The 14,172-nt window shown below is 39.9% G+C and carries 11 protein-coding genes, 1 pseudogene and 1 riboswitch; of the genes and pseudogenes, 11 read left to right on the forward strand and 1 reads right to left on the reverse strand.

The window, feature by feature from the left end; all coding sequences use genetic code 11:
- Nucleotides 1-168: 168 nt before the first annotated feature.
- The 11 genes and pseudogenes from LI288_RS13405 to LI288_RS13455 all read left to right on the forward strand — a co-directional run bounded on the left by LI288_RS13405 (nt 169) and on the right by LI288_RS13455 (nt 12,832).
- Complete coding sequence (locus LI288_RS13405) at nt 169-1,635, forward strand: ATP-binding protein (protein WP_227090919.1); 1,467 nt, start codon at nt 169-171, stop codon at nt 1,633-1,635.
- Nucleotides 1,619-1,795 (forward strand): annotated as a pseudogene (locus LI288_RS13410) (type II toxin-antitoxin system HicB family antitoxin); the annotation flags it as partial. The gene LI288_RS13405 and the pseudogene LI288_RS13410, both read left to right, overlap by 17 nt.
- 650 nt (nt 1,796-2,445) lie before the next feature.
- Nucleotides 2,446-3,837 (forward strand): MATE family efflux transporter, encoded by a 1,392-nt coding sequence (locus LI288_RS13415; RefSeq protein ID WP_227090921.1) that lies wholly within the window; start codon nt 2,446-2,448, stop codon nt 3,835-3,837.
- 147 nt (nt 3,838-3,984) lie between these two features.
- On the forward strand, nt 3,985-5,325 hold the full coding sequence (locus tag LI288_RS13420) for an MATE family efflux transporter (RefSeq protein ID WP_227090923.1): 1,341 nt from the start codon (nt 3,985-3,987) through the stop codon (nt 5,323-5,325).
- 99 nt (nt 5,326-5,424) lie between these two features.
- A riboswitch (THF riboswitch) is annotated at nt 5,425-5,527 on the forward strand.
- Between the two features lie 132 nt (nt 5,528-5,659).
- Nucleotides 5,660-6,142, forward strand: coding sequence for an HD domain-containing protein (locus tag LI288_RS13425; RefSeq protein WP_022432453.1), 483 nt, complete (start codon nt 5,660-5,662; stop codon nt 6,140-6,142).
- A 38-nt stretch (nt 6,143-6,180) separates the two neighbouring features.
- The gene (gene folP / locus LI288_RS13430; RefSeq protein WP_227090925.1) at nt 6,181-6,987 is read left to right on the forward strand and encodes a dihydropteroate synthase; all 807 of its coding nucleotides are present in this window, start codon (nt 6,181-6,183) and stop codon (nt 6,985-6,987) included.
- Between the two features lie 63 nt (nt 6,988-7,050).
- On the forward strand, nt 7,051-7,875 hold the full coding sequence (folK, locus tag LI288_RS13435; protein ID WP_227090928.1) for a 2-amino-4-hydroxy-6-hydroxymethyldihydropteridine diphosphokinase: 825 nt from the start codon (nt 7,051-7,053) through the stop codon (nt 7,873-7,875).
- Between the two features lie 22 nt (nt 7,876-7,897).
- Nucleotides 7,898-9,181, forward strand: coding sequence for a bifunctional folylpolyglutamate synthase/dihydrofolate synthase (locus LI288_RS13440; RefSeq protein WP_227090930.1), 1,284 nt, complete (start codon nt 7,898-7,900; stop codon nt 9,179-9,181).
- Between the two features lie 122 nt (nt 9,182-9,303).
- Nucleotides 9,304-10,371 (forward strand): mannonate dehydratase, encoded by a 1,068-nt coding sequence (uxuA, locus tag LI288_RS13445; RefSeq protein ID WP_022432449.1) that lies wholly within the window; start codon nt 9,304-9,306, stop codon nt 10,369-10,371.
- Between the two features lie 147 nt (nt 10,372-10,518).
- The gene (locus tag LI288_RS13450; RefSeq protein ID WP_227090932.1) at nt 10,519-12,126 is read left to right on the forward strand and encodes a mannitol dehydrogenase family protein; all 1,608 of its coding nucleotides are present in this window, start codon (nt 10,519-10,521) and stop codon (nt 12,124-12,126) included.
- A 43-nt stretch (nt 12,127-12,169) separates the two neighbouring features.
- Nucleotides 12,170-12,832, forward strand: coding sequence for a GntR family transcriptional regulator (locus LI288_RS13455; protein WP_022432447.1), 663 nt, complete (start codon nt 12,170-12,172; stop codon nt 12,830-12,832).
- A 30-nt stretch (nt 12,833-12,862) separates the two neighbouring features.
- Here the strand turns inward: LI288_RS13455 and LI288_RS13460 are convergent, their stop codons facing one another.
- Nucleotides 12,863-14,083 carry an AraC family transcriptional regulator gene (locus tag LI288_RS13460; RefSeq protein WP_227090935.1) on the reverse strand — a complete coding sequence of 407 codons (1,221 nt, stop codon included), beginning with the start codon at nt 14,081-14,083 and terminating at the stop codon, nt 12,863-12,865.
- Between the last annotated feature and the right edge of the window lie 89 nt (nt 14,084-14,172).

Raw genomic sequence — 14,172 nt, forward strand, 5'->3', positions numbered from 1 at the left:
AACCTTAGTTTATCGGATTTTAGGGATTCACATACAGCCGGTGGATTTTGAAGGGGAAAATGGTCAATAAAAATGTTTGATTAACACTCATAATAGGGTACAATACAAGTAGCAAAATAAAATATCGCACCAGTGGTGCGAGAAATAATGAAAAATGGGGTATGAAAAATGGCAAGAGACACATTGTTTTCTGGAGAATCAAAAAATATTGAATACAAAGTTACTTTACCAGATAAAAGTGAAAAGTACATGAAAACAATCGTAGCTTTTGCCAATACCCAGGGCGGAAAGCTGGTTGTAGGCGTAGATGATAAGACACACGAGATTGTGGGTGTGGAAAATGAAATATTATTTCAGTTAATGGATGGAATTGCCAATGCTGTTTCAGATTCTTGTATGCCACAAATTATTCCAGATATTGAACCGCAGACAGTAGATGAGAAAACTGTGATTATTGTATCAGTAGAAGCAGGAAAGAACCGCCCATATTATCTGAAATCAAAAGGGAAAGAGAATGGTACCTATATTCGTGTGGCAGGTACATCCAGACAGGCTTTTCCAGAGAAAATAAGAGAACTTGAAATGGAAGGAGCTAGAATTTCGTGGGATGAACTTACTTGTGTAGGATATCCTGTTTCAAAAGAAGCAACAGAAAAGCTTTGTAGTGACATTGAAAGTTTTCGTGAAAAAGCTGGAATGACAGAACGTTCAGTGAAGAAAGAGCAGCTTATTAACTGGAAAATTCTGAAACAAAGTGAGGGACAGTTATTAGCAACGAATGCCTATGCATTGTTAACTTCTGATTATTTTCCGTTTTCTAAAACCCAATGTGCAGTCTTTAAAGGAATAGATCGGGCTGTATTTCTGGATAAAAGAGAATTTACAGGACCGATTTATACGCAGATTGAAGAGACTGTGGATTTTGTACTGAGAAATATAAGACTTGGAGCAACAATTGATGGTCTGGTGAGAAAGGAAAAATATGAGCTTCCACCAGAGGCAATCAGAGAAATGATTATTAATGCACATTGTCATCGAAATTTATTGGACGAATCCTGTATTCAGGTTGCAGTTTATGATGATCGACTGGAAGTGACTTCTCCAGGCGGACTATATAATGGACTGACTTACGAGGAAGTCATGAACGGTCATTCAAAAATCAGAAATAAAGCAATTGCTAATATTTTTAGTCAGATGGGGCTTGTGGAAGCCTGGGGCAGTGGTATAAAGAGAATTTTTAATGCGGCGAAGGAATATGATCTTCCAGAACCCAAATTTCAAGAATTCGATAATATGTTTCGGGTAGAATTATTTAGAAATAATTCTATGACAGAGTTGGAGAAAGAAGCCGGAGAAAGTTCGGAGAAGAGTCGGAGAAGAGTCGGAGAAGGTTCGGATATAATTAGAGGTTATGAATTGTCGGATACACAGAAGAAAATTGTGAATCTTCTTCTCTGTGATAGGCAGCTATCGGCAGCAAAAATAGCAGAACAATTAGGTATGGGAAGCCGGAGCATAGAAAAAAATATTAAGAAATTAAAAGAACTTGGTATTCTTATCCGGCATGGTTCTCCTAAAAATGGATATTGGGAAGTTATAGATTGTGGGGAAAAGAACAATGGGGATACCGAATGATTACATGGCAATGTCCTATCGCATGGAAATTGTAGAAGACAAAGATGAAGGCGGATTTGTGAATTTTTATCCAGATCTGCCAGGCTGCATTACTTGTGGCGAGACTGTGGAAAGTGCGGTAAGGAATGTATTGGATGCGAAAAAAGCGTGGTTTGAAGCATATTTTCAAAATAGCGATTGCGAAACACATATGCTATGGTTATAATGAAATGGCAACAAATTGGCAACAGAAAATCAGCAAGCCAAAATAATATATGTAACAGAGATAAAATAACGGCAGAAACGAGATGAAAACTAAATAAATATGTTTAGTAATATCTCCGAAATTGCCGAGTGAGAATGGTAGCCATAAATATGAATTCGCAGGAACGGAATGGTTGAACCCTCAGGGTGACAGTGTCACTCATTTGTCAGCGAGAGGTGTTTAACTTAGATGATTTTCAGTTTTCTTATTTTGACATGGATTTACAGGAAAGTCAGTAAAATCAAGTCTTTCCTTGACTTATATTGACGCAGAAAAACATATATTTTCTGTAGGGACTCGAACTCCTAAGCGCTAGTTGTGGGTTCGATTCCCGCAGGGAACAGTTGAAAGAATGCAGCAATGAATTTAAAATCATTGCTGCATTTTTTGCGCGCTACAAGCACATAGCTTATGCAGATTCAAACCGTCTGCTCCTGATATCATAAAATAAAATATGGATACTTTTTCTGTAGTTCATGCCATAAATCGCTAGAAAATGGCATTAAATTACAGTATTATTATAAGTAGCAGAAATGAATGGATTATTTTATAATAAGGAGTAAATGATGGCAGTTTCACGAAAAGGACAGATTGATATGACGATAGGTCATATTATGAAAAACATTATACTGTTTGCGATACCAATTATTATTGGAAATGTTTTGCAGCAGTTATATACAACAGTCGATGCACTTGTAATAGGTCAATATTGTGGTGATACATCGCTGGCGGCGGTCGGAACGAGTTCGCAGCCGGTTGAAGTATTATTATGTGTTTTCTTGGGAATAGGAACCGGTGTGTCTATTCTGATATCACAATATGCCGGTGCAAAGGAATCCGATAAGGTTGTTTCAATATGTGGAACCTCAATAACATTTATCTATATTATAGGAATTCCGGTTGGAATTCTGGGGTGGTTTGCAGCACCGTATATTCTTGAATTTATGAAGGTTCCGCAGGATGTATGGGATGCTGCACTAATCTATACGAGATTAGTATTCTTAGGTACGCTTGGGAATCTGGGCTATAACATGAATGCCGGAATATTAAGAGGACTTGGGGATAGCAAGGCTTCATTATGGTTTCTGGTTGTATCCTGTATTTCTAATATAGTGTTTGATTTAGTATTTGTTGCAGGATTTGGCATGGATGTGGCAGGTGCAGCACTTGCTACAAGTATAGCGATGTTTATTTCATGGTTTGTAAGTATTGCTTATATAAGAAAGATGTTTCCGGAGATTCAGTTTACATTCCTGCCACGAAGATTTTCAGGAAAAATGATGAAGGATATCCTGGCAATTGGTCTGCCTGTCGGACTTAATAATTCGCTGTATTCATTAGGGCATGTTGCATTACAGACCTTTAATAACTCCCAGGGCGCCGTATTTATGGCAGGGGGTGCAGTAGCAGGAAGAATTACGGGCTGCTCCAATATAGCAATTACCGGCTTGTCTTCGGCAGCCACTACATTTTCAGGGCAGAATTACGGTGCAAAAAAATATGATAGAATTAAGGAGGGACACTGGAAAATTCCAATATGTTCCGGACTTATTACCCTTGGCTGTGGCTTATTTTTCATTATGATACATAAACCGTTGATACGTTTCTTTTCATCAGATGAAATGGTGCTGATGTATGCGAGCAGACATGTTGTTGTCATGTTGCTTTCCCAGTGGTTCTATGCCATTTTTAATTGTATAATATCTATTGTAAATGGAACAGGAAGGGTGCGTTATACGACCATTGTTAATATTCTGATGCTTTGGGCAGTCAGAATTCCAAGTGCATATATTATTAACAGATATTTTGATGGAACATGGGTAATGCTGTGTTTTCCAATATCTTTCAGTTTTGGAATGTTTGCAATGATAGGTTATTACCTGTTCTCACCGGCATGGAAGGAAGTTATGAGACTGGCAGAGAATAAACCACAAGAAGGACCTATAAAAGAGAACTGAAAATAATGAGTTTGTTAAATTGAGATTGAAGTTTATTGACATTTGTTTAACTCCCATGTATGCTGCAGCATCGCTTCCGGTGGGGGTATATGGATGCTATGCTTGTACTTCCGGCTAAAAGCCGTGGATTTATGGAGGAATAGAATAATGTCAAAGGATGAATATTTAATTACAGATGCACCTCTTAAAGCATTGACTGTTTTTGCAATGCCTATGATTCTGGGAAGCTTTTTCCAACAGATATATAATATGGCTGATTCAATTATTGTGGGTCAGTTTGTCGGATCTTCTGCACTTGCGGCAGTTGGAGCCTGTGCTGCGCTTACGAATGTATTCATTTGTGTGGCACTTGGTGCTGGTGTAGGTGCAGGGGTGCTTGTGAGCCGCTACTTTGGTGCCAGGGATTATAGTAAAATGAAAACAATCGTATCAACATCATTGATTAGTTTTCTGATTCTAAGCATACTTCTGGGTGTATTTGGTTTTGGATTTTCTAATATAATGATGAATGCATTACAGACACCTGCTGATATACTGGATGAAGCAGTATTATACCTGCGTGTTTATTTTGTAGGATTTCCGTTTTTGTTTATGTATAATATCCTTTCAACGATGTTTACCTCAATCGGTGAGTCAAAGATTCCGCTGGGACTTCTGATATTTTCTTCTATTCTGAATATTTTTATGGATTTTTGGATGGTAGCAGGCTTAGGGCTTGGCGTGTTTGGTGCAGCGCTTGCAACGCTGATTGCACAGGGGATTTCTGCTGTTTTTTCACTTCTGATTTTCTTTTGCCGGATGCGCCGGTATAAAAGCAGCTTTAAACGGTTTGACAGGCAGGAGTTATATTCAATGCTTCAAATTGCTGTACCATCTGTTTTGCAGCAGTCTACAGTATCTATTGGCATGATGATAGTACAGGCGGTTGTAAATCCATTCGGTACACAGGCGCTTGCAGGTTATTCGGCAACAATGAGAGTAGAAAATGTTTTTTCCCTGATTTTTGTATCCATTGGAAATGCCGTTTCACCATATGTTTCCCAGAATCTGGGTGCAAAACAGAACCAGCGTATCAAAAAAGGATACCATGCTGCAATTGTATTAGATATATGTTTTGCAGTTCTTGCCTTTATAGTGATTGAAACATTACATACTCAGATTTCTTCGTTATTCCTGGGTAAGGATGGAACCGATTTAGCATATCAGGTGTCCGGGGATTATATGAAATGGCTTGGCTATTTTTTCATTTTTATGGGTATCAAGATGGCAACAGACGGGGTTCTTCGTGGACTTGGAATCATGCGGCCATTCCTCATTGCTAATATGGTAAATCTTGCAATCCGTCTGTTGGTTGCCCTTATATGTGCTCCGCGTTTTGGCATTGCATATGTATGGCTTGCTGTACCGGCCGGCTGGTTTGCCAACTTTCTAATTTCCTATGCGGCACTCAGAAAATCGTGGCCGGCTGAAAAACCAGCCGGGTTTTAATAAAACTGCAAATTACAATGTATAACGCCCTGTTAAAAACAGGATTGACAATTGGCAGTATAACAGATATAGTAAAAAGTGCAAAAACAAATAGATGTGAACAGAGTAGAAGTCATGCGTAAAGTGTCAATGGACGGGAAGTTGCCATTGGACGAAAAATCCCTGTAAAGCGGATTTGCGATGTGCCTTCGCATCCGCTGTCAGAAAATATAAAGCATTCATTTCCTGAGAACGGGTATGAATGCTTTTTTGTTTACATAAAAAAAGAGGAAAAGATGGAGAGTGAAAAAATAAAAGCGGGTGTCCGGCTGATATTAGAAAGATTGGTGAAGACATGAAACGTGTAAATCTAATATATAGACATCCTTTATATCAGAAAAAATATAATGCGCTGCAAAAGGCTGAGGAACACCGGAAATTTTGTAATCATACGCTGGAGCATTTTCTGGATGTAGCAAGACTGATGTATATTTATTCGGTGGAACAGGAACTGTCCATATCAAAAGAGGTCATATATGCAGCGGCATTTATGCATGATATCGGAAGAATAGATCAGATAGAAAAAGGGATTCCACATGAAATGGCGGGAGCGGCCCTGTGTGACAGAATCCTGCCGGACTGCGGTTTTGCAAAAGAAGAAATCAGCCTGATAAAGGACTTTATTCTACATCACCGGATAAAAGACACCGGCGCGGACACGCCTTTATACGAAATGTTATACTGGGCGGATAAGAAATCAAGAAACTGTTTTGCGTGCGCGGCGCAGGCGGAATGTAACTGGGACAGACAGAAGATGAATCTGGAAATTGATTATTAATAAGCTGCAGGCAGCAGCAGATAAGGAATGGAGATTGTATGAAAATAGGTAATAAAGAGTTTGATTTAAGCAGCCACTGTTATATAATGGGAATTTTGAATGTAACACCGGATTCTTTTTCGGATGGCGGTAAATTTAATACGCTGGATGCAGCATTAAAGCATACAGAGGAAATGATACGGGATGGAGCGGATGTCATTGATATCGGAGGGGAATCCACCAGGCCGGGACATGTAGTGATTTCTGAAGAAGAAGAAATTGCAAGGGTAACACCGGTGATTGAGGCGGTGAAAAAGCATTTTGATATTCCGGTTTCAATTGATACCTATAAGGGGAAGGTCACACTTGCGGCATTGCAGGCGGGAGCGGACCTTGTAAACGATATCTGGGGCTTTAAGCATGACCCGGAAGTCGCAGCATATACAGCAAAATATAACGCGGCATGCTGCCTTATGCATAACAGGAATGAAGCCGTATATGATGATTTTCAAAAAGATTTTATCCGGGATATGCAGGAGTGCATTGCAATTGCAAAGAAAGCCAATGTACCCGATGATAAGATTATGCTGGACCCCGGCGTGGGATTTGGCAAAACGTATGAAATGAATCTTGAGATTATCAATCATCTTGAAATCATGAAGCAGCTCAATTATCCGGTATTACTTGGAACGTCCAGAAAATCCGTGATTGGACTGACACTTGATTTACCGGCGGACGAGCGGGTGGAGGGAACACTGGCGACAACGGTTATCGGTGTCATGAAAGGCTGTTCCTTTGTAAGAGTTCACGATGTAAAAGAAAATTACAGAATTATTAAGATGACAGAGGCAATCCTGTCAAAATAATAACAAAGATGGCAGATGAGAAATCGCCGCTTTACAACAAGCTGTTTAGAAATGAGGATTAATGTGGATAAAATTTCGATTGATAAATTAGTTGTGTTTGGAAACCATGGTGTTTTTGAAGCCGAGAATATGTTAGGACAGAAATTTCTGGTTTCTGTCGTGGTGTATACCGATACCCGGAAAGCGGGATTGACGGATGATCTGGCGTGTTCCGTAAATTATGGGGATGTAAGCCGGGATATTTTAAAGTTCTTTCAGAATAATACATTTAAACTGATTGAAACCGTTGCCGAGAAACTTGCACAGGAATTACTGCTGCGGTATGATTTGGCGGAAAAAGTAGATGTGAAAATAGAAAAACCGTGGGCGCCTGTTGCGATTCCTGTAGACAGTGTCAGTGTTGAAATATCAAGAGGATGGCACAGGGCATATATTGCAACCGGGTCGAACATGGGCGATAAAAAAGCATATCTTGACGAAGCTGTAGAAAAACTAAAAAACCATCCGTATTGTAAGGTCGTAAAGGTATCCGATTATATTACGACAGAGCCTTACGGCGGTGTTGAACAGGATGTCTTTTTAAATGGGGCATTAGAGATTAAAACACTGCTGTATCCGGAAGAACTGCTGGCGCTTCTTAACAGAATTGAGGCAGAAGCGGGGCGTGAACGGACCATACACTGGGGACCGCGGACATTGGATCTGGACATTTTGTTTTACGATGACTGTATCATAGATAGCCCGGCGCTGACCGTGCCGCATATAGATATGCAGAACCGCGGTTTTGTATTAATTCCGATGGCACAGATTGCACCGTATCACAGACATCCGGTTTTAGGCTGCACGGTAGGACAGCTGTTAAGCAGACTGGATGGTTCATTATCATAAATTTAAAATCAAGAGGAAAAGTATGATATATACAGAAGCAGAGCATTTTATAAAGGAATCACATAACGGAGTCATAAGGCTTGGTCTTGGCAGAATAGAAGAATTACTGGAAAGACTGGGCTGTCCGCAGAAAAAGCTTAAATTTATCCATGTTGCGGGAACCAATGGAAAAGGTTCTGTGTGTGCCATGACAGCAGAAATTCTTAAAGCGGCAGGATATAAGACAGGGCTTTTTACATCGCCGGTGATATCTGTGTACCGGGAACAGTTCAGGATAAACGGAGAAACGATTTCCGAAGGAGAATTTGTAAGATATGCAGAGGTGGTAAGAAATGCATGCGCGAAGATGACAGATGTTCCGTCTGAATTTGAAAAGGCTGTGGCACTCGCTTTTTTATATTTTAATGAAAACAGGTGTGATTTTGTGGTGCTGGAAGTCGGCATGGGCGGTTGTGATGATGCAACCAATGTAATTGAAGTTCCGGAGGTTGCTGCAATTGTCAATATTGATTATGACCATATGGGATTTCTGGGGACAACACTGGAAGAAATTGCGCAGAAAAAAGCAGGGATTATTAAAGAAAACGGAACGGTCGTAATAGCCGGACAGAGTGAAACCGTCATGAATGTACTGATAAAAAGATGTCAGGAAAAGAAAGCCGGTTTTAAAAGCACGGATGTACAAAATATTAAAATTACGGACAGAAGCATACACGGACAGACCTTTGGGTATAAACAGTATGCAGGCATAAGACTTTCTTTATTGGGAGATTATCAGTGTGAAAATGCGGCGGTTGTACTGGAAATAATGGACTGTCTGATCCGGAAGGGATATCAGATACCGGTAAATGCAGTTTATGACGGAATGAAAAACGTTTACTGGCAGGGGCGGTTTGAAATTTTGTCAGAAGCACCGCTGTTTATTGTCGATGGTGCGCATAACCCGGATGGAATCAATGCGCTGCGCTCAAATTTAGAAAACTACTTTGCAGGCGAAAAGTTTATTTTTATAACAGGAATCCTGCGCGACAAGGATTACAGTCAGATGCTTAGGACAATGCTTCCATACGCAGCCGCTTTTATCACGATTGCACCGGACAGCCCGCGTGCCATGAGTGCGGATGAGTGCGCAGATGCAGTCAGAAAATGCGGTTATACAGGAGCAGTATCTGTAATGGATACCATAGAGGAAGCAGTTCAGTTGGCATATAGGATGAGTCAAAAGAAAAATACCGGCGTGTGTGCGTTTGGTTCTTTATACAGCGTGGGAGCAATAAGCAGGGCAGGGACAATAAAGCTGCGATAAAACAATTTTAATAAATAACCTTCTTGTATAAAAAAATACATTGACATGTTAGCACTGACATGTTAGTATGATGATAACAAAGAAATAAGACATGTATTATATATTTAAGGAGGTATTTTATAATGGAGATGACGTTAAGGTGGTACGGACCGGGATATGACAGTGTTACCCTTAAGCAGATCAGACAGATTCCGGGAGTAAAGAATGTCATTACGACGCTTTTTGGAAAGCAGGCAGGGGAACTATGGCTGCCAAAGGAAATCGCAGAGCTTAAAAAGATTGTCAACGATGCAGGACTTGGAATTGCAGGGATTGAATCTGTGAATGTGTCAGATGACATTAAGATTGGAACTGCAAAAAGAGATGAGCATATTGATAATTATATTAAAACGCTGCAGGCACTGGGCGAAGCGGATATTCATATGGTATGTTATAATTTTATGCCTGTATTTGACTGGACGCGGACAGAGCTTGCAAGGGTACGGCCGGACGGCTCGACGGTATTGGCATATAATCAGGACACCGTAGATATGATTGATCCGGAACATATGAGGGAATCCGTTGAAAAAATGTCCAATGGCTTTGTAATGCCGGGATGGGAACCGGAGAGATTAGACAGATTAAAAGAGCTTTTTGAAATGTACCGGGATGTTGATGCAGAAAAGTTGTTTGATAATCTTGTATATTTTCTGGAAGCAATCGGACCGGTATGTGAAAAGTATGATATTAAAATGGGAATTCATCCGGATGATCCGGCATGGCCGATTTTTGGCCTCCCAAGAATTATGACAGGAAAGGATTCAGTTACCCGTCTTCTTGATGCAGTTGATAAGCCGTATAATGGAATTACTCTTTGTACAGGTTCATTTGGTTCAAACCAGAATAATGATATTTGTGAGATTATTAAGGCATGCAGAGGCAGAATTCCGTTTGCCCATGTAAGGAATCTTAAATATAATTCACCGAGGGATTTTGAAGAGGCTGCACATTTATCATCAGATGGCTCAATGGATATGTATAAGATTATTAAGACTTTATATGATACCGGATTTGATGGGGCAATAAGACCGGATCATGGCAGAATGATATGGGATGAAGTTGCAATGCCGGGATATGGTCTGTATGACAGGGCATTGGGAGCAGCTTATCTGAATGGCTTATGGGAAGCCGTAGACAAGTCAGGACAGTAATTTGCTTATACGGTACGTTGTAACGCAGATATTACACAGCCGGTTGTTTCTGAGCAAAAACAACCGGCTATAATGGCAGATGGGAAATTATCTTTGCGGATATCTCATTGCATTTTCGTAACAGGCTGCTCAGAAATGAGGATGAATATGAAACTTTCAATAGATGGAATTAAAGATAAAACAGCATGGGAAGAGGCAGGTATAAAACTGCCGGCATATGATGTCAGAAAGGTAGCAGAGAATACAAAGGCATCACCGGAATGGGTTCATTTTGGTATTGGCAATATCTTTAGAATTTTTATAGGCGGAATTGCTGATTCGTTAATTGAGCAGGGGGTGTCAGATAAAGGGATTACATGCGTGGAGACCTTTGATTTTGATGTTGTGGATAAGATTTATGAGCCGTTTGACAATCTTGTTATGGCGGTTACACTAAAAGAAGACGGAAGTACAGACAAGAGGGTACTCGGTTCTCTTACGGAAGCGGTGAAGGCACAGTCGGCATCAAAGGAAGCCTGGTCAAGATTAAAGGAGATTTTTGCAAATCCGCAGCTTGAGATGATCTCATTTACAATTACAGAGAAGGGATATGCCCTGCGTGATGCAAAGGGTGCATTTTTCCCATTTATCCAGAGTGATATAGATAACGGACCGGATAAGGCGGTATCGGCAATGGCAGTTGTGGCAGCGCTTTTATTTGAAAGATTTAATACATGTAAAGCACCGCTTGCGGTCGTTTCTATGGATAACTGTTCACATAATGGAGAAAAGCTGAGAAATTCAATAACGGAAATGGTCCGCGAGTGGCAGAAAAAGGGCTATGTAGGACAGGATTTTGCGGACTATGTCAATGATGAAAATGTAATATCATTTCCATGGTCCATGATAGATAAAATAACACCAAGACCGGCAGATTCAGTGGCTGCAGCATTAGAGCAGGCAGGAGTTGAACAGATGAAGCCTGTGATTACGTCTAAGAAGACTTATATTGCGCCATTTGTTAATGCGGAAGGACCACAATATCTGGTTATTGAAGACAGATTTCCAAATGGAAGACCACAGCTTGAAAAAGCAGGTGTGTATATGACAGACAGGGATACTGTTAATAAAGTGGAGCGGATGAAGGTGACGACCTGTCTGAATCCGCTGCATACAGCACTCGCAGTATATGGATGCATTCTGGGATATAATCTTATCGCAGATGAAATGAAGGATAAGGAACTTTCAGAGCTTGTAAGACGGATAGGATTGGTTGAAGGGATGCCGGTGGTTACGGATCCGGGTATCATTTCGCCTGAAAAATTTGCAGATGAGGTACTTCATGTAAGAATACCGAATCCATTTATGCCGGATACACCGCAGAGAATTGCAACGGATACATCACAAAAAGTTGGCATACGATATGGCGAAACGATTAAAGCATACGTTGAAAAAGAGGGAAGTGCAGAATCACTTACGGCAATACCGCTTGCAATTGCCGGATGGTGCCGGTATCTTCTTGGCATTGATGACAATGGAGAAAGCTTTGAATTGTCAGCAGACCCTATGGCAGAAGAATTAAAGGCACAGCTTGATGGTGTAAGATTTGCAGAACCATCGTCCTATACAGGCCAGCTTAAAAATTTATTGTCAAATGCGAATATATTTGGTATAAATTTATATGAAGCAGGAATCGGTGATAAAATTGAAGAACTGTTTGTTGAAGAAATTGCAGGAAAAGGTGCAGTAAGAGCAACACTTAAAAAATATCTGTAATGTAGAACAGGCGGTTTCTTATGGATGGAAAGGCTGCGAAGCGATGGAAAAATCATTAAATGAAGAAACTTATGAAAAGCTGAAATATGACATCATGAATTTCAGGCTGTTGCCAGGAGATTCCATCAGTGCCCAGAAAGTTGCACTGCGGTATGATGTGTCAAGAACACCGGCAAGGGAAGCCATTGTGAATCTTGAGAAAGAAGGTCTTTTAAAGATTATTCCACAGTCCGGGACCTATGTGGCATGTATTAACTGCAGACGTTCTGCACAGGAGTGGTTTGTCAGAAAAAGTCTTGAGATGGGCATGGTTGATGCTGTTTTTGAAAATGCGGACAGTGAGCTGCTTGACAAAATGGCGATTCTGAATGAAAGACTGATTCATTACACGGAAGAAAATGAAAAAATTCCAAGAATAGAGATTGATAATGCGTTTCATGAGTTGATTTATGAGTGTTCCGGAGAATTGCTTGCCCAAAATATAATTCAGACACAGATGAGCCATTATAACAGAATCAGATATCTTGCAGAGTTGAATAGTTCTATCAGTGCAAAAACAAACGATGAACATGAGATGCTTATAGAAGCTATTAAAAAAAAGGACAAAAGAATGTATCTTAGAGTTATAAAGGCACATATCAGCAGAATTTTTAATGAACTGGACAAATTGAAGGGAATTTATCCACAGTATTTTGAGAAAGAGTAAAAAAAGCATTGAAAACCCATATCTGGGTTTTCAATGCTTTTTTTGTATCAATTCACGGTATTGTGTAGGTGTTTTATTTTTTGTTTTTTTAAACAGCTTCGTAAAGTAATTGACATCATTTATTCCACACTGGACAGCAATATCCTGAATGGGAAGCATGGTAGTATTAAGAAGATAAATAGCATGATCCATCCGTTTGCCATTGACGTAATTTGTCAGGGTGGTACCGGTTTCTTTTTTAAACAGTGTCGACAGATAGCTGCTGTTTAAAGAAAATTCAGTGGAAATTGCAGTAAGGCTTAAATCTGCTGTCAGGTTAAAGGATATATAATTAATGATATTCTGTACGGGTTTGCTGTATGTCCGCAGCGAATAAGACTGCACCAGCATGCAGTATCGTCGTGTAATATCGCTTTCAAGGGCTTCGAGCTGGGCAATGGAAGTGCAGGCCTCAATTTTAATTGCAAATTTACGCGATATTTCATCCAGATGAACGGGATGTACATAAGCAGACTGGGCAGCTTTGCGGCAGATGGTATTAAGAATAATCATAAAATTCTTTCTGTCGCGTATGGTGTCTGTCAGGCGCGGCTTTATATCAGAAGCATTGAGATGCCTCATATTTTCAATGGATTTGTAATCTCCGTGTGCAATAGATTCCATGAGCAGGTTTTCTTCCTTATACCGCATTTCCAGCATTTCTATAGACTGTCGTGTCGGTTCGGGTGTTTTGTCATTATACATATATTGTTCATTATTTTTTGTCAGAACACGCTTTTTTTCAATTGTAAAATGTGTCCACAATTTGCTGCACAGCGTATTTATAATACTTTCGATAAAGCGCTCATCTGTAAAAACAGGGAGGGCTGCATAGTATAACTGCATAAATTCATTGAAACGGGCCGGGATGGAATTGTAAGTGCATAGCTCCGTTATCCGTTGGTTGGTAAATTTTTCAAACGAAAAAGGTCCGGCGATAAATATTTTATCTGAATCCGGTAATTTTAAATAAATATATTCGCAGCAAAAGCTGTCGTGTATTATTAATATTGTATTATCCTTACTGTAAGTGTTGACGAAACGATTAAAATCATTCATCTGGCTGCGGTGGGCAGCATCATTCCATATCGTTTTTCGAAGACCGCCATCATACTGTTCGTTCCAGATAAATGGTGAATCGATAATATGGCATGAAATTTTCAGATGGGATAATATATCCATTGTATAATCTAAATATATTTTATAGTTCATATTACTCCCCATTTCTGAGCGACTTGTCGCGAAGATGCGATGAGAAATTCGCGTAGGCGTTTTCTCATCTGCAATCATGGCTATTTGTT

Source organism: Lachnospira pectinoschiza (assembly GCF_020564355.1).
In the GTDB taxonomy this organism is placed as follows: Bacteria; Bacillota; Clostridia; order Lachnospirales; family Lachnospiraceae; genus Lachnospira; species Lachnospira intestinalis.

Coding starts and splice junctions, on each gene's coding strand:
- folP (WP_227090925.1), top strand. CDS start 6,181: ATGAAAATAGGTAATAAAGAGTTTGATTTAAGCAGCCACTGTTATATA.
- LI288_RS13455 (WP_022432447.1), top strand. CDS start 12,170: ATGGAAAAATCATTAAATGAAGAAACTTATGAAAAGCTGAAATATGAC.
- LI288_RS13440 (WP_227090930.1), top strand. CDS start 7,898: ATGATATATACAGAAGCAGAGCATTTTATAAAGGAATCACATAACGGA.
- LI288_RS13460 (WP_227090935.1), bottom strand. CDS start 14,083: ATGAACTATAAAATATATTTAGATTATACAATGGATATATTATCCCAT.
- LI288_RS13405 (WP_227090919.1), top strand. CDS start 169: ATGGCAAGAGACACATTGTTTTCTGGAGAATCAAAAAATATTGAATAC.
- uxuA (WP_022432449.1), top strand. CDS start 9,304: ATGGAGATGACGTTAAGGTGGTACGGACCGGGATATGACAGTGTTACC.
- LI288_RS13425 (WP_022432453.1), top strand. CDS start 5,660: ATGAAACGTGTAAATCTAATATATAGACATCCTTTATATCAGAAAAAA.
- LI288_RS13420 (WP_227090923.1), top strand. CDS start 3,985: ATGTCAAAGGATGAATATTTAATTACAGATGCACCTCTTAAAGCATTG.
- LI288_RS13415 (WP_227090921.1), top strand. CDS start 2,446: ATGGCAGTTTCACGAAAAGGACAGATTGATATGACGATAGGTCATATT.
- LI288_RS13450 (WP_227090932.1), top strand. CDS start 10,519: ATGAAACTTTCAATAGATGGAATTAAAGATAAAACAGCATGGGAAGAG.